The sequence below is a fragment of the Gardnerella sp. DNF01205 genome (assembly GCF_049244135.1).
Classification (GTDB): domain Bacteria; phylum Actinomycetota; class Actinomycetes; order Actinomycetales; family Bifidobacteriaceae; genus Bifidobacterium; species Bifidobacterium leopoldii.
In genome coordinates, this window is record NZ_CP058378.1 from 1,193,725 (window position 1) to 1,210,765 (window position 17,041).

Annotated in this window: 9 protein-coding genes and 1 tRNA gene; 7 read left to right on the top strand and 3 right to left on the bottom strand. The window is 40.8% G+C overall.

All coding sequences use genetic code 11. From position 1 onward, the window contains the following. Positions 1-178 precede the first annotated feature (178 nt). Complete coding sequence (locus HXT47_RS04995) at positions 179-3,952, bottom strand: Rib/alpha-like domain-containing protein (RefSeq protein WP_421788947.1); 3,774 nt, start codon at positions 3,950-3,952, stop codon at positions 179-181. Positions 3,953-3,998: 46 nt separating this feature from the next. Between HXT47_RS04995 and HXT47_RS05000 the strand changes: the two genes are divergently transcribed. After that, on the top strand, positions 3,999-4,184 hold the full coding sequence (locus HXT47_RS05000; protein WP_174143309.1) for a hypothetical protein: 186 nt from the start codon (positions 3,999-4,001) through the stop codon (positions 4,182-4,184). A 178-nt stretch (positions 4,185-4,362) separates the two neighbouring features. Here the strand turns inward: HXT47_RS05000 and HXT47_RS05005 are convergent. Then, positions 4,363-4,438 (bottom strand) — tRNA-His (locus HXT47_RS05005). Positions 4,439-4,577: 139 nt separating this feature from the next. Between HXT47_RS05005 and purT the strand changes: the two genes are divergently transcribed. The 6 genes from purT (at position 4,578) to purD (ending at position 14,752) form a co-directional block, all read left to right on the top strand. Beyond that, a complete protein-coding gene (gene purT / locus HXT47_RS05010) occupies positions 4,578-5,861 on the top strand; it encodes a formate-dependent phosphoribosylglycinamide formyltransferase (protein ID WP_004105966.1) in 1,284 nt (427 codons plus the stop codon). 175 nt (positions 5,862-6,036) lie between these two features. Next, entirely contained in the window at positions 6,037-6,819 is a 783-nt protein-coding gene (purC, locus tag HXT47_RS05015; protein WP_004105967.1) for a phosphoribosylaminoimidazolesuccinocarboxamide synthase, read from the top strand. A gap of 142 nt (positions 6,820-6,961) precedes the next feature. Then, on the top strand, positions 6,962-10,717 hold the full coding sequence (locus HXT47_RS05020; RefSeq protein WP_415688387.1) for a phosphoribosylformylglycinamidine synthase: 3,756 nt from the start codon (positions 6,962-6,964) through the stop codon (positions 10,715-10,717). Positions 10,718-10,798: 81 nt separating this feature from the next. Then, positions 10,799-12,286, top strand: a complete 1,488-nt coding sequence (purF, locus tag HXT47_RS05025) for an amidophosphoribosyltransferase (protein ID WP_004105975.1) — start codon at positions 10,799-10,801, stop codon at positions 12,284-12,286. 80 nt (positions 12,287-12,366) lie between these two features. Further along, positions 12,367-13,401: a phosphoribosylformylglycinamidine cyclo-ligase gene (gene purM, locus HXT47_RS05030; RefSeq protein WP_004105986.1), complete on the top strand. Its 1,035-nt coding sequence runs from the start codon at positions 12,367-12,369 to the stop codon at positions 13,399-13,401. Between the two features lie 79 nt (positions 13,402-13,480). Then, positions 13,481-14,752 carry a phosphoribosylamine--glycine ligase gene (gene purD, locus HXT47_RS05035; RefSeq protein ID WP_004105988.1) on the top strand — a complete coding sequence of 424 codons (1,272 nt, stop codon included), beginning with the start codon at positions 13,481-13,483 and terminating at the stop codon, positions 14,750-14,752. 116 nt (positions 14,753-14,868) lie between these two features. On the opposite strand, the gene HXT47_RS05040 is transcribed toward purD, so the two are convergent. Next, positions 14,869-16,938 carry an LTA synthase family protein gene (locus tag HXT47_RS05040; RefSeq protein WP_415688390.1) on the bottom strand — a complete coding sequence of 690 codons (2,070 nt, stop codon included), beginning with the start codon at positions 16,936-16,938 and terminating at the stop codon, positions 14,869-14,871. Between the last annotated feature and the right edge of the window lie 103 nt (positions 16,939-17,041).

Sequence of the window (17,041 nt, forward strand, 5' to 3'; positions counted from 1 at the left end):
GTAAGTATGTAATTGTTTATCGGTTTTAACCGAATTTCGAATTATTCACGCAATTTGCTCATAAATGAGTAAATTTTTTAAGTTTAGGAATATTATGTTGCAATATCACGCTCCAAAATTCCATGAGATTTTGCATCAAAAACACGCACATTAAAAACATGCACCCAGTAGAAAAGCTTCATACGAGTCGCCACCTTCCAAGCAACTCGTGACCGCGCTTAGTTTGATCCATTACAAACACAGCAGCAATCAAACTAGACAACATCGCAGAAACAACGCACAAAGACGCATTCCAGCCGCATCCGCCGGTCTTTGGCAGCGCGAATGGTTTCACAACGTGAATCATGAAAGTCTTAAACTCGTAATCTTTACCCCTGGTGTACTGATCACCGTAAACTTCATTCAACAAATCATATTTAGCACCATGATGATTACTCATACCATCAAAAGATTTCTTAGCTTCTGGTTTCAAAGCCCAAGCAACGCACTGATAGTCACCAGTTTTTTCTGGAATACCATCGAGCGTAGCAGTAGTACGTTGAGCAGCATCGAACGGATTATTCGGATTATCCTTAGCGTTATAGCTATACAATTTATGCTGCGCGTTGCAATTAGAATTATTCTTACATTTCTCACGCTCGGAGTACGTATCAATATGACTCCATGTAATTGGATTACTTGCTTTCATACCCGCAAGTTTTGAAACAAAATCACGGTCATCATTTTCGCATAAAACTTCCAAGCCTATTTTCTTCTCAGTTTTATTACCACTATTCCACACGTCTTTTGTAGACCAAGCGTCAATAAACGGTCTATACATAAGACTCATGCCACTCATAATGGTAAGACCGCTACCACTTCCAAACTGACCATCAGTATCACTAATATCAGGCGCGTCAGGAGAATCTGACCTTAGCACTCGAAGCTTTATATCATCGCCTTCCATTGGATCCACTGTCACTTGCGCGTACACTGGATTTGGTTTACTTATGCCATCCCCATTACCAGCATCTTTATCCGTAGACTTTGAACCGTCCGGATAATGTACGATCACAGGAATTTTATACACGCCAGGCTTCTGCCACTTAAGCGGCTTAAAAGACATCACTCCATAGTGAGAACCATCACCCGTACCATGGTTTTTACCAGTCTTCCCACCATCGCTAGGCTTATTATCTTGACCATTATCGTAGAAAGACATTCCATAAGGATGATCCTTATCCTTCTTATACCAACCAGGATTATCTTTCTTATACTGGTTTTCATCAAACTCGAACCAAGTGCCGTCTGGAAGCGCGCCTTCTTCTATATCATCCTGATGAGTAGCATTATTAGCGCCTTTCTTACTCGTAGGCACATCAGTAACATTCTTATAACCGTTAGTAAGGCTTGCATGATATTCACCAGCCTTCACTTTCAACGGCACGTAACTAGGATTATTCCTATGAGCGTAAGAAGCTTTAACGCTAAACTTTAAAGTTTGATCATTCCAATCTTTACCCTTTGAATTCTTAGTCTCACCCTTAGTACCATAATTAGCAAAGAGCATTTTCTTATAAACAACACTTCCACCATTGTCATTGACAATTATGTCATCGAAACCCTTGAGGCTATCAGCATTGTTAAAAGCAAACACGCGACACTCGTACTTACCGCTTTTCCTAGGCGTTCCAGTAATAATCGCGCGAGAACGAGCCATAGTATTCGTGTTGTACTCATCTTTAGTTAAATACGAGTACTTAAAATCATTAAGATTACAGTTTTTATTATTCCTGCACTTGTTTTCTTCGTCTTCCGTAGCGATTTTCCATTGATGAAAAGCTGTAAACTTTAATCCGTTAACCTCACCGACAGACCTGTTTTTCGCTTCATCCCATTTAAGAAGCGTATAATTATCCTTATTTTCTTCGTGGCAAATAGCGCGGAATGTAATCGGAGACTTATTATTCGAAGACCACGCGTCAGGTATAAGAAGCCTATTCTTGTCTATCTGCTTATCTTTATCAAGATTCGTGTAATGATCCGTATGATACGAACCATAAGTAATACGGTCGGAATAGTTACTACCGAAATCGTGCATACCTGCACCCTCAGCAATAGAAAAACCTAAGTCGTTATTGCCTACAGTAAGTGGCGTTACTTTAACGTGAGCATAAACCTGACCATTATCCGTACTACTTGAGCCATCAGGATAGTGAGCAATTACAGGAGTATCGTAATTATTAGGATCTTGAGGTTTGCTCGGAGTAAAAGTTACCTCACCAGTATTAGCATTAGTCATTTTTGACCAAGAAAGCACTGGTTTAGAATATTTATTACTCTTACCAAGCTCAAACCTAGTACCTTTCGGAAAATCGCCTTTAGTAATCCCCTTATTTTCTAGAACCGACGTAATTGATTTTCCAGCTTGCACCTGTTTTTTATCATAATCTGGATACACAGGCTTATAAAAATGAGACATAGGCCAAACTTTGAATTTAGCGACAACCGTCTCTGAAAAAGGCTGAGGATGATTACAGTTGTAGTTACTTGGATTAGGATAAGTTACCTTAATCGGTATATAAACTGTATGATTCTTATGCGAGTCTGCTGGGTTAAAATACACTTTACCTGTAGACTTGTCAATCCACGCATGACCTTGTTGTAAAGGCTCTGGCTTCGGACTATTAGGATCATCAAAAGTAACTTGAGCATTGGATCCCTTATTGTTATCAAAATAAGCGTTACCATCAATAGAATAAGTAAGATTCTTAGGAATATGATTGTACAGCTTACCTCTTTTACCGTCACTGCCATAATCAGGAACAAAACTACCCTTATTATCGAAGTAATCACCATCATTCTCATGCCAATGACCATCATCAGTATAAGCTCTTACGGAAGAAGCTTGACGAGGCTGTGAATCCTCCGACTCCTCAAAATGTAATCCACCAGGCTTAGTTGGATCGGTACTATTATCCCACTCCACGTTATCTGGTATGCCATCACCATCGTGATCATACGGACCATAAGTTGCATAATCACGCTCATGAGATTCAGCATTAGTAGACTGATATCCAGCAATAATAGGCATGTAACGAATATCAGTACCATCTGGCACATCTGCAGTAATAACCCAACGGTAGCAAGTCGTAGAATTAGCACTTTCAAACGAACGCAGCATTATACCAAAGTCGCCATTGTCATGCCACTTCTTTATTTCGCATAAACTGTAATTCTTAAATTTAGACGAAGGATCAGTATTATATCCACAGCCAAAATTACCATTGCCAACAGTATCTTCCCACTGACCATTAAAATCGTTACTACCATACGCATAATGCCAACGAGAAATTGTTCTAGACCAGCCCCAATACTTATCCCAATTTTTCATTGTTTCTGGGATGCCTTTATCATTCTGACTTGTCCAGTCATTCCACTTTTTCTCGTAAACATTTCGCCTATCTCTTTTCACTCTAATAGTGTCTGTAATAAGCTGTTTCGGAAGATCTACGTAAAAAGTGACTCGTGCTGGAATACGCTGTCTAGGCTGAGGATTTAACTTCTCCTTAAAAGCATAGTTAAAATATATTTCATACTGCACATGAGTACCATTAGAATCCTTAGTAAGTGTTGGTGCAATATGCATATTTTCAATAGCATTACCAATACCATTACCATTAGCAGTAAAATATCCATAGCCACCATACGACCACATAACCTGCGCAGCGCTTGCAGGCTTAGCTGGCACAACGAGAACAGCAAGAATAGTCGCCACGGCAACAATCAACGCAAGAGCCGCGCGACGAATGTAATACAACTTAGAAGCGCTAGCAATAGAGCACCCTTTAGTGCACCTTTTAGATTTTTGTAAAGTTACAGAACCGTTAACATCATCAAGCGCATGACGGCGATTCATAAAACTACAAGTTATACGTATAAGGTTAGAGAAACAGCCGTGAAGCCGTGACATTCTAACGCCTCGATTTCTTAAAAATCTAAAAGCTGCTCGAATACTCATGCCTGTTGGTTTTATGAATCAACAAGCATTGCCCGGGGTGCAGAACACTGCATTATCAGCAGCAAATGAGCGCGAAATATCACAAACCACCAAAGCAAACGTCGATACGAACGCAAGCAAGCATAATCATGCCCAAAATCAGCAGGCTAATTCACGCCAAAAACTTAAACGCAAGATAATGTAGTGCACTACTGCTAAGCACATACGTTGTTATACCCCCCCCCCATGAAAAATTTCAAGTAAAATTTGCAAATTTCTTAATATTCGTAAAAATTCCTAAATTCGGGGTTATATACGGGTTATAGGCAAAAATATTGCAATCCAAAAAACAAAAAACGGCAGATATTTACCTGCCGTTCAAGTGGGGTGGCTAACGCGGCTTGAACGCGCGACCTTCTGAACCACAATCAGATGCTCTACCGACTGAGCTATAGCCACCATGTGCGCGAAACGAATTGAATCACACAACAAAGGGATACTATACACGATTTCCTCGATTTATGCTAGCGCAACACACTTCGGCGCGTCGTAGTAACAACATCAATTATTCGACAATGGCAAATGCAACAATGGATGTATGAGTTTTTCTGAGCAAAATCAGCGCATATTTGGCGTAACTGAAAACAGTAACAACACAACCGCGCTTCTTCTTGGATCTGGCGAGCTTGGCAAGGAAATTGCGATTGAGCTTATGCGACTAGGCGTGCGAGTATGCGCTGCCGATAGCTACAAAAACGCTCCTGCAATGCAAATAGCTCACGAATACCACGTGCTAGATATGTCGAATCCACAAGAATTGCAAGAACTTATTTCAAATGTGAATCCTGACATTATTATTCCAGAAGTTGAAGCTATTGCTACTGAAGTTTTGAAAGATGCTGCTAAAAAGAATATTCAAGTCGTTCCTAGCTCAGATATTGCCGCGATTGCAATGGATCGCGAGCGCTTGCGTAGAATTGCGCACGAAGATTTAGGACTGCCTACTACACCGTATTGTTTCGCTTCATCTTATGAAGAGTTAGAGGATGGAGCTAAAAAAGTTGGATATCCTTGTGTAGTTAAGCCTGTTATGAGCTCTTCTGGTCACGGTCAGTCAATAGTTCGTAGTTCTGAAAATTTGCTTGCAGCTTGGAATGAAGCTCAGCATGGCAGGCGTGCAGCAGCTGGTCATGAGAATGAGTGTTCACGCGTTATTGTTGAAGCTTTAGCTCCGCTTGATTATGAGCTTACAGTACTTACAATAAGCTCTTGCGCAGGAATTACTACTTGTGAGCCGATCGCTCAGCGTCAGCAAGACGGAGACTATAGAGAATCTTGGCAGCCTGCAAATATTCCTGAATCGATCCGCACTAATGCGAAAGATATTGCAAAGCGCGCTGTAGAAGGTTTGACTGATATTGCGCAAGAAGCTGGCGAAGCAGGTTGGGGCGTTTATGGAGTCGAATTATTCGTGCTTACTGATGGCTCTTTGCTTTTTAATGAATTGTCACCTCGCCCACACGATACTGGCATGGTAACTATGATTTCGCAGCATTACAGTGAATTTGCATTGCATGCATTGGCTATTTTGGGAGTTCCAGTTACAGCTAACTATACTGAGCTTTCTTTGAAAAATAATGAAGTTGCAGCAAGTCACGCCATTGTTATTAAGGCGGAAGGATCTGTTGGTTTTACGAATATTGCTCAAGCTTTGCAATCTGGCGAAAATTATCGATGCAACTTGCGTATTTTTGCTAAGCCTTCTGTACATGGTCACAGACGCATGGCAGTTTCTTTAGCTACTGGATTAACGCAAGAAGAAGCTAGAGAAAATGCGACACGCGTCGCCATTTCGCTAAAAACTACACAAACAAATGCTTAGATACATTGAAAATTAAGGCATAGGAGTTAAAAAAGATAATAATTTACAGTATGCACGAAGGGAAATTTTGTAGGTAACAATTGTTACGCTAATCGTGCTGGCAAAGGTCAGGTAAACCTACAAATATTGTTGGTTTGCGCCTACAACTGTGAATGCACATAAGAGAGGGCATATCATGGAAAAACTTGAGAAGTTGTACGAAGGCAAAGCCAAAAAACTGTATGCTACCGATGACACCAATGTGCTATGGGTTGAATACATGAACCAGGCAACAGCTGGTAACGGTCTGAAGAAAGCTCAGATTGCAGGTAAAGGCAGTTTAAATAACCGGATTACTTCGTTACTATTCCATTTACTTGAGGCGCGCGGCGTAAAAAGCCACTTCCTCGGACGAATTTCCGATACTGAACAACTTGTAAAGCGTATGCGCATGTTCCCACTGGAAATTATTATGCGAAATACTGCTGCAGGTTCTTTTGCAAAACGTTATAACGTTAAAGAAGGAACACCTTTAAAGAAGCCATTGTTGGAGTTCTGCGTAAAGTCCGACGAGCTTGGTGATCCATTTATTAATCCTGAAGGCGTTGTGGCTCTTGGATTAGCAACAGATGAAGAAATAGCAGAAGTCACTCGTCAAGCTCATGCTGTTAACAATGCTTTGTTGGATATTTTCTCAAAGATTGATGTTCAGCTTGTCGACTTCAAGATTGAAGAGGGCGTGGACGCCGAAGGAAATATTCTTCTCGCTGATGAAATAACTCCTGATACTTGCAGACTTTGGGATAAGCGCAATGCTGGTACGAACGGAGTAAGTCATTTGGACAAGGACTTGTTCAGGCGCGATTTAGGCGACATCATTCCTGCTTATGAAGAAATTCACGATAGGCTTGCATCTTTAGCTCAAAGCGAAGGTTTGGATGTTTCTGTGCGCAAACCTGACGATTGCGTAGAACGATAATGATTGTTGTGGCTCGTACCTTTAAGGGTGCGAGCCACATGCATTCTTAATGTGATTTTGAATAATTTAATATTTATAATTTAAAACCAATACAACAATAAACACTGCATTCATACCGCACATTCAACAAGGTAGGTTTCTCGTGGTATTTCGCGTATATGTGGAAAAACGCACTGGTTTTGACGTTCAAGCGCAACAGCTTTTACATGAGCTTAGGGAGATTCTTGGCATAAGCGCGATTACTTCCGCAAGAATTATTAACCGTTATGACGTTGAAGGTATCAGCAAAGATTTATTCGACAATGCTGTGCAAACAGTATTGAGCGAACCTCCAGTTGATAATACTTACGATTACTTGCCTATTGAAACCGACGAGCACGTATTTGCTGTAGAATTTTTGCCTGGTCAATTCGATCAGCGTGCGCAATCTGCTAGCGAATGCATTCAACTTATTAGTCAAGGCGAACGTCCAACAGTGCGCACTGCTAGAGTAATCGCTTTAAAAGGTGATCTTGACGAAAAAGCACTAAACGATATTAAACACTACGTTATTAATCCTGTTGAAGCGCGAGAAGCTTCACTTGATGAGGTAAAAAGTTTACAGCGAGAAGCAGTTGTACCATCTGATGTAGAAGTAATTAGCTCATTTAACGATTTAGACGAAGCTGGATTACAAGACTTTATTAATACTCGCGGTTTGGCAATGGATTTGGCTGACGCAAAGTTCTGCCAGAAGTATTTCTGTGAAGAACATAGAAATCCTACTATTACAGAAATTCGCGTTATTGATACGTACTGGTCCGACCACTGCCGTCACACGACTTTTGGCACCGAGCTTACAGATATTTCTATTGACGATAACACTGTTCAAGAAGCATTTAGCCGTTATCTTGATTTGCGAAAAGAACTAAATCGCGAAAATAAGCCTGTTTGCCTTATGGATATGGCAACTATTGGCGCAAAATACTTAAAGCATACTGGCGAGCTTAAAAATTTGGACGAGTCAGAAGAAATCAACGCTTGCACAGTAAAAGTTAAAGTGGACGTAAACGGTCACGACGAAGATTGGCTATTCCTGTTTAAAAACGAAACACATAATCATCCTACAGAGATTGAGCCTTTCGGTGGAGCTGCAACGTGCATTGGTGGCTGCATCCGCGATCCTCTTTCTGGACGCTCTTACGTGTATCAAGCAATGCGCGTAACTGGTGCTGCAGATCCACGCACGCCTATTAGCGAGACTTTAAACGGTAAGCTTCCACAGCGAAAAATCGTAACTTCTGCCGCCGCAGGATACTCTTCTTACGGAAATCAAATTGGTTTAGCTACTGGCGAAGTGCATGAACTTTATCATCCGGGTTATGTTGCAAAACGTATGGAGGTTGGTGCGGTTGTTGCCGCTACCCCAGCCGACCATGTGCGCAGAGAAACTCCAGCTCCTGGCGATGTGATTATTCTTCTTGGTGGACGCACTGGCAGAGATGGCATTGGTGGTGCTACCGGCGCTTCTAAAGCTCAAGATGTTGAAAGTATTGAAGAGTGCGGAGCTGAAGTTCAAAAAGGTAATGCTCCTATTGAGCGAAAACTCCAACGACTTTTCCGACGCAAGGATGCTTGCCAACTTATTAAGCGTTGCAACGATTTTGGCGCTGGCGGCGTTTCTGTCGCAACTGGCGAAATTGCCGACGGCTTAACTATTAATCTCGACAAAGTTTCTAAAAAGTATGAAGGTCTCGATGGCACTGAGCTTGCTATTTCTGAATCTCAAGAGCGCATGGCTGTCGACGTTGCGTCAAGTGATGCTGAAGAATTTTTGAAGTATGCTCGTGAAGAAAATCTTGAAGCAGAAATAATAGCGACTGTTACTGAAGAAGCGCGAATGCGAATGACTTGGCGTGGAAAAACCATTGTTGACTTAAGCAGAGCATTCTTAGCTTCTAATGGCGCTCCAAAACAGCAGATACTGCATATTGAAAGTGGAGAATCTTACGAAACTCCATGGCAGAATCAGTCAAATTTGCCGTTAGAAAAGCGCATGCATAACTTAGTTTCGGATATTAATATTGCTTCAAATAAAGGCTTATCTGAACGATTTGATTCTACTATTGGCGCTGCTACTGTGCTTATGCCTTTTGGCGGTCGCCGTCAGCTTACTCCTGCTCAAGCTATGGTTGCTAAATTCCCAGTATTTGGCGAAACAAACACAGCTTCCGCAATGGCTTGGGGCTTTAATCCGTATTTAATGGAAAAAAACCAATTCACTGGTGCCTATGTTGCTGTTGTTGAATCATTGGCAAAGCTAGCAGCTAGCGGTTTCACGCGCGAACGTGCTTACTTGAGTTTGCAAGAATATTTTGGCAAGCCTCACGATATTCCAGAGCGTTGGGGAAAGCCAGCTGCAGCAGTTCTTGGTGCTTTAAGTGCACAGCTTGATTTTGGAGTTGGTGCTATTGGCGGCAAAGATTCTATGAGCGGCAGTTTTGAGAATCTGGATGTGCCACCAACTTTGATTTCGTTTGCTGTTTCTACCGGAGACGCACGTTTAACTGTTTCACCTGAATTTAAGGGTGTAAATCATAAAGTTATACGTATTGCTCCAAAGTATAAATCCGACGGAATCACTCCAGAAAAAGAAAGCTTCCTGAAAGCACTAGAAATTGTAGAAAATATTACGAAAAACAAGCAAGCTCTTGCTATATCTACTCCTGGCTACGGTGCTAGCGCAGAAAGCTTATTCAAAATGACGCTTGGAAATCATATTGGTCTTAAATTATTCAACAATTTAAGCGACGATGATTTATTTAAGCCAGCGTATGGAAGCTTCTACGTTGAACTCAAGGAAGACGCTGAAGTTCCATCTTTAGCTAATACAAGCTTGGTTGACGTTGAGATTGTTGGCGAAACAACTGAAAATTACGCAATTACTTCATCAAATAGCGAAGAAATTGATTTAAGTGATTTGCAAAAGGTTTGGGAAAGCGAACTTTCCTCAATCTTCCCGTATAAAAAGCCTGGCGAGATTGTAGAAACTATTAATAACAAAACTAATGTTTCTACTACAAATCACATGCACATAGGAAAACTAAAGCCGCTTTCGCATCCTCGCGTTATTATCCCAGTTTTCCCTGGAAATAATTGCGAATACGATACTCAAGCTGCTTTTGAAAAAACTGGAGCAGACGCTCATACGCTTATTATTAATAATTTAAGTGCAAAAGATATTGCACAATCAGCTGAGAAATTGGTTGAAGAGATTAAAAAGAGTCAAATTGTAATGATTCCAGGAGGCTTCTCCGGAGGCGATGAGCCGGACGGTTCTGCGAAATTCATTACAGCATTCTTTAGGAATCCAGCAGTAACAGACGCAGTTCGTGACTTGCTTAATAATCGTGACGGTTTAATGCTTGGAATTTGCAATGGCTTCCAAGCGCTTATTAAGCTGGGCTTGGTTCCTTTTGGAGATATTGTTCCTATGGATTCTAACTGCCCAACTCTTACCTACAACACTATTGGCAGACACCAAAGTAGGATTGTTCGCACTAGAGTTGCTTCAAATCTTTCACCATGGTTAGCAAATACGCAAGTTGGAGACATGCATACTGTTGCAATTTCTCACGGAGAAGGTCGCTTTATTGCTACTAACGAAGTTATGGAAAAGCTTATTAAAAATGGTCAAATAGCTACACAATATGTTGACAGCAATGGCGTACCAAGTATGAGCTTAAACGTAAATCCTAATGGCTCAATGATGTCAGTAGAAGGTATTACAAGCCCAGACGGTCGAGTTTTTGGAAAAATGGGACATTGCGAGCGCGCAGGTCGTGACTTGTATGTCAATATTCCTGATTTCCATGAGCAACCATTGTTTGAAGCTGGCGTTGAATATTTCACTGCATAAGCTTTAGTTTACAGTTGCAAAACTTGTATCAAAATAACTACAAATTCGACGATTACAATCATCGATTATTAGGGGGTATGAATGTCTGCAGAACTTGAAGATATTCACGAAGAATGCGGCGTATTTGGTGTGTGGGGTCATCAAGATGCAGCTAGGCTGACATATTTTGGACTTCATGCGCTACAGCATCGAGGACAAGAAGGTGCCGGCATTGTATCTAACGACAATGGCAAACTGCATGGGTATCGCGGATTGGGATTGCTAACTCAAGTATTTAGCAATGAACAAGTTATGGATCGTCTTACTGGAAACCGGGCTATCGGTCACGTGCGATATGCTACTGCAGGTTCTGGAAGCGTTGATAACATTCAGCCTTTCCTATTCCGTTTCCACGATGGAGACGTAGCTCTTGCTCATAACGGAAATTTGACAAATTGCACTAGCCTACGTAATTCCTTAGAAGATAAAGGCTCAATATTCCACTCAAATTCTGATACTGAAATATTGATGCATTTGATTCGCCACTCTAGTAAAGCAACTTTTATGGATCGCCTGAAAGAAGCTTTACAAACTGTTCATGGCGGTTTCGCTTACTTATTGCTTACTCAAGACGCATTAATTGGAGCAACTGATCCAAATGGTTTCCGCCCTCTTTCGCTTGGTCGTATGAAGAACGGCGCATACGTGCTCGCTTCTGAAACTTGTGCGCTTGATATTGTGCGAGCAGAGTTTATTCGCGATATTGAGCCTGGCGAAATCATTGTTATTAATGACGATGGCTACACTATTGAGCAATATACGAAGCATGTACAGCATGCAGTATGCTCAATGGAATTTATTTATTTCGCTCGCCCAGATTCTAATATTTACGGTATTAATGTTCATTCTGTGCGAAAGCGTATGGGTGCGCGTTTGGCTAAAGAATCTCCTGTTGAAGCAGATATGGTTATTGGAGTACCTAATTCTTCACTTTCTGCTGCTGCAGGATACGCTGAAACAAGCGGAATTCCAAACGAAATGGGATTGATTAAAAACCAGTATGTTGCACGCACTTTTATTCAACCGACGCAAGAATTACGCGAGCAAGGCGTTCGTATGAAACTTTCTGCTGTTCGTGGTGTGGTTGCAGGAAAACGCGTTATTGTTATTGACGATTCGATTGTTCGCGGAACTACTTCTAAGCGCATTGTGCAATTGCTTCGAGAAGCTGGCGCTAAAGAAGTGCATATGCGTATTTCTTCCCCTCCGCTTAAATATCCTTGCTTCTACGGTATCGATATTCAAACTACGAAGGAACTTATTGCAGCAAAGCATTCAGTTGAAGAAATTCGCGAATATATCGATGCTGATTCCTTAGCATTTTTGTCTTTAGATGGATTAGTCGAGTCGATTGGATTAAAAAAGCCTGCTCCTTATGGCGGTTTGTGCGTTGCTTACTTTAATGGCGACTACCCTACTGCACTAGACGATTACGGCGAAGAATTCTTGGCTTCACTTACTCCTGAAGAACGCGAACATTTGCAAGAAGTAAGGAAACATAGTAAATATTCGCACGAAAATCTTATATAACTTAATAATTTAATTGTTTATTGCAATTTATAAATAAAACTTAAGAAAATACTTATAACAGTGTTACGAAAGGAACCGATATGCCACATGCATATGAAGAAGCTGGCGTAAGCGTAGAAGCAGGATACGAAGTAGTACGTCGTATTAAATCTCATGTAAATCGCACAAAGCGCCCAGGCGTTGTAGGTGGCATTGGCGGATTTGGCGGCTTATTTGATTTGGCGTCTCTTGGTTACAAAGAGCCAGTGCTGATTTCTGGCACAGATGGCGTTGGAACCAAGCTTGTGATTGCAAAAATGATGAATAAGCATAACACTATTGGCATTGATTGCGTTGCTATGTGCGTAAACGACATTGCAGCTCAAGGTGCCGAGCCGCTTTTCTTCCTCGATTACATTGCGTGCGGAAAAAACAATCCTGAAATACTTGAGCAAGTAGTTTCAGGCGTTGCAGACGGTTGCGTGCAATCAGAAGCAGGTTTAATTGGCGGCGAAACTGCTGAAATGCCTGGGATGTATGACGAAGACGAGTACGATCTTGCAGGTTTTGCAGTAGGCGTTGCAGAACGTTCAAATATTGTTGACGGCTCCACTATTACTGCCGGCGACGTGCTTATAGGACTTCCTTCTTCAGGAGTTCATTCAAACGGATTCTCTCTTGTTCGCAAAGCTTTGTTTGAAGAAGCAGGTTTTAGCGTTGACACCAAACTAGATGAGCTTAATGGCAAAACACTTGGCGAAGTTCTTCTTGAACCTACTCGAATCTATGTAAAAGCTTTAAAGCCACTTTTTGCAGAACATCTTATTAAGGGAGTTGCTCATATTACAGGCGGCGGATTTATTGAAAATGTTCCGCGCATGTACGCAGATGATTTAGCTGCAAAAATTGACACTACTAGCTGGAGCGTTCCACCTATTTTTGGCGTTCTTGAAAAAGCTGGAAAAGTTGCTCACGCTGAAATGTTCAACGTTTTTAATATGGGTATTGGCATGATTTTGGCAGTTGACGAAAACAAAGCAAACGAGGCAATGCGAATACTAAAAGAGCATAACGAAACCGCTTATATTATTGGCAAAATGGCTAAGCGCGAAAACGCTGCAGTTGAGTTGTTGTAAACCGCAAAAACGCAAAACCGCAAAATATAAAGCTGCAAAACAGTAGACAGCGAAATCTTAAAGCAATAAAGGATTAAAAATGAAAGTTTTAGTAGTTGGTTCTGGCGCTCGCGAACACGCTATTGCACACGCGCTACTTAAAGGAGAAAGCGTTGAAGAAGTAACTGTTGCTCCTGGAAATCCTGGTATTGCAGCAGATGGCATTCAAACTGCAAACATAAGTCAATCAGATCATGACGCTCTTATTAAGTTCGTTAAAGACAATAACTACGATTTTGCGTTCATTGGTCCTGAAGTTCCGCTTATGAATGGCATTGTTGACGATTTTGAAGCGCATGGAATTGCCGCTTTTGGTCCAAACAAAGCCGCAGCTCAAATTGAAGGCTCTAAAGATTTCGCAAAAAAGCTTATGGCTCGTCACAACGTTCCAACCGCCTCCTACAAAACATTTGACGCTTTGGAGACAGCACGCGCATACGTTCTTGAGCATGGTGCTCCAATTGTTATTAAAGCGGACGGTTTGGCTGCTGGAAAAGGCGTTACTGTTGCTATGGATGAGCAAACAGCAGTTGATGCTTTGGAGGATATTTTCGTCGATCATCGTTTTGGTCAAGCTGGAGCAAAAGTCGTTATTGAAGAATTTTTGCAAGGCCAAGAGTTTTCACTTATGAGTTTTGTAAGCGGAACTGATTTTTGGGTTATGCCTATTTCTCAAGATCACAAGCGCGCTTACGACGGAGACAAAGGACCAAATACTGGCGGCATGGGAGCTTATAGCCCTGTTCCACAAATTAGCGACGAAACAGTTCAGCGTGCTATCGACGAGATTGTGCGCCCAACTGTTGAAGGACTAGCTAAAGAGGGTACGCCTTTTACCGGCGTGCTTTATGCTGGCTTAATTGATACAGCAACAGGTCCTAAAGTTATTGAGTTTAATGCTCGTTTTGGAGACCCAGAAACAGAAGTTGTACTTCCTCGCCTTACTTCAGATTTTGGTGAAGCTATATGGAATATTTTGCAGCATAAAAATCCGACTTTTACTTGGAAAAATAGCGGTGTTACGCTCGGCGTGATCATTGCTAGCGAAGGCTACCCTGGCACTTTAGTTACTGAAACTCCTCTTCCTCAAATTCCTGTTGACGAAAATCAAGGTCAGCACGTGTATTATGCAGGAGTAAAAAGCGATGAAGAAAGCGGCAAACTTCTTACTTCTTCAGGCAGAGTAGCTCTTGTACAAGTGCATGGAGACGACGTAAAAGACGCTCAAAACAACGTCTACAGCATATTAGATAAGCTTAATCTTCCGCACATGTTCTTTAGGCATGATATCGCAGAAAAAGCTTTAAAATAGTTTGTTAATTAAATATAGTTTTCATTAACAAACTGCAAATCAATAAGCCCCTCGCTATTTGAAAAATAATATTTATCAAATACAAACGAGGGGCATTTTAATTATCAAACTAACTTTTAGCGCGGTAATTTCATAAAATCAGTATTACGCAAATAATGCTTTCCAGCAGTAATATCGTATTGTATTAAGCGATAGTCGTGAAGAAGTTGACGTGACTTCTTATCCATCTTAGACAAAATCATCGGATTACCATCGTTATCCAAATAAATTGATTGTCCTTCAGGAATTCTATCCCAGCCTTGAATAGTATTTACAACAGGAGGCTCCATAGCACTCACATGCTCATGTAAACGAGTTAAGAAAGCAAGATACGGAGAAACTTTAGCGTTCATATGTAAAGCAGCCTGAGAAATAAAGAAGTTAGGTGAAGAATACTTATTAGTACGCTCTACATCTTTATTTGTATTAGAATGCTCTACATTTTTGTTTGAAGATTTTTTCTCACTACGCTCTTTACGCTCCAAAGCAACTTTATTTGACCAAATAAAATAATCAGTCAAATGCAAAGACAATGAATTCTTTTCATCCGAACTTGCAGTACCGTAAATTCCTGGCAAATGGTCACCATAAAACATAACAGTAATAGGCTTATTCAGTTTATCTAAACTCTTCAAAAACGCTTGCGTTGCTTCATCAGTGTGCTGCACACCCTTAGCATACGTTTCAATAGAAGTTTTTTCATCATCACCAAGATCAGCGGCACCATCTTTAGAAGACGCTTCGAATTCATTATTCGCATACCAATCCCTATAAGGCATGTGGTTTTGCATAGTAACAATTTGTACGAACCTAGGTTGCTTATGTTCTTTAATCTTTTCTAACGCACTCTTATATGCTGATGCGTCAGAAACATACGGCGATTTATCTAGCACATCACGGTGAGCAATAACATCAGGTCCTTGCAATGCGTAGAACTTACTAAATCCAAACTTTTTGTAATTAGTAGCGCGCAAATACATGCTCGGCTCATACGGGTGGAAAGCTATAGATTTAATAGAATTACGAGAATCATCCCAATATTGATTAATAGTTGGAGACCATTGAGCATTAGGAACCAACTGCTGATACGGACTAGTCATTGAAGGATCAAAATTAGCCATGCTCAAACCAGTTAAAGACATGTACTCTAGGTTTGCAGTACCGCCACCGTAACCAGAAGAAAGCATCAAACCACTATCCGTATGCTTCTTCAAATTGCTAATAAATGGTATTGGATTCTTGTTCAACTTCAAACCAGGAACACGAGTAGGATCAGAGAACGATTCAGACAAAATAAGAATAAAAGTATTATCGTTCATATTTGTTGTACGAGAACGATTTATACGTTTAGATTCATCGTTATAACGCTTGTATACAGCCTTCATAGTTTCTTCACTGTAATCAGCCGGCCTATCCATAATTTTAGGATTTACATTACGCAAAAATGCCACAATAGCACCATTGCGTTGAGCGTCATAAACAGAATCCCACATAGCAGGACTGTCACCAAGCATTTTAGAAAAAACGTTAGCTGAAGAGTCGACTGTGCCAACGCCGCCAATATACCAGCTTAAATTCCCTATTAAAATCAACGCAATTGCAACACGAATGCCAGCAGAATAGCGCCAATCTTTAAATCGCACAATCTTTCCATGATTTGTATCAAATATGTGTAAGCAAACAGTTGTAACTAAAAGCAAAATAAAAACGCCTAAAGCAACACCAATGACCATAGGAGCATTATCTGGCAAAAATGAAGCGACATTACCAGTGTTACTTTTTAAAAAGTTTAAGTCCGCAGGAAGAATAGTTTCATAACGAACATTTACTTTCATATATTCAATAACAGCAATAAGCAATGAAACACTTAGAATTATCGCACTTGATATCCAAAATCGGTTACTAATCAAAAGAATTAAACCGTATATCATCGCAACAACGAGCGCACTAAGAACAATAACAAAATTAAGTTCTCTCCAAGTTTTAGTTATTAATCCCCAACGTCCACCAGACATTGCAGAAGTCATCTCAACTCTTCCAGCGCGCTGCACACCCATTTGCACAATAATTACCGACATGCCGTCAATAACAAAGAAAAGAAATGCATACAGCCAATACGGAACTTTCAAGCGCAAAAATGACTTCATACTATCCTCAATAAATCACACACGTACTAATTATTACTAATAATGTGCAAGTTTACTTATTGCTATCGTCATAACTTTTTAACAATGCATTGAAACAAGAAAA

Excerpts from the sequence above, each read along its gene's own strand:
- HXT47_RS04995 (WP_421788947.1), bottom strand. The coding sequence starts at position 3,952 with ATGTCACGGCTTCACGGCTGTTTCTCTAACCTTATACGTATAACTTGT.
- HXT47_RS05000 (WP_174143309.1), top strand. The coding sequence starts at position 3,999 with ATGCCTGTTGGTTTTATGAATCAACAAGCATTGCCCGGGGTGCAGAAC.
- purT (WP_004105966.1), top strand. The coding sequence starts at position 4,578 with ATGAGTTTTTCTGAGCAAAATCAGCGCATATTTGGCGTAACTGAAAAC.
- purC (WP_004105967.1), top strand. The coding sequence starts at position 6,037 with ATGGAAAAACTTGAGAAGTTGTACGAAGGCAAAGCCAAAAAACTGTAT.
- purF (WP_004105975.1), top strand. The coding sequence starts at position 10,799 with ATGTCTGCAGAACTTGAAGATATTCACGAAGAATGCGGCGTATTTGGT.
- purM (WP_004105986.1), top strand. The coding sequence starts at position 12,367 with ATGCCACATGCATATGAAGAAGCTGGCGTAAGCGTAGAAGCAGGATAC.
- purD (WP_004105988.1), top strand. The coding sequence starts at position 13,481 with ATGAAAGTTTTAGTAGTTGGTTCTGGCGCTCGCGAACACGCTATTGCA.
- HXT47_RS05040 (WP_415688390.1), bottom strand. The coding sequence starts at position 16,938 with ATGAAGTCATTTTTGCGCTTGAAAGTTCCGTATTGGCTGTATGCATTT.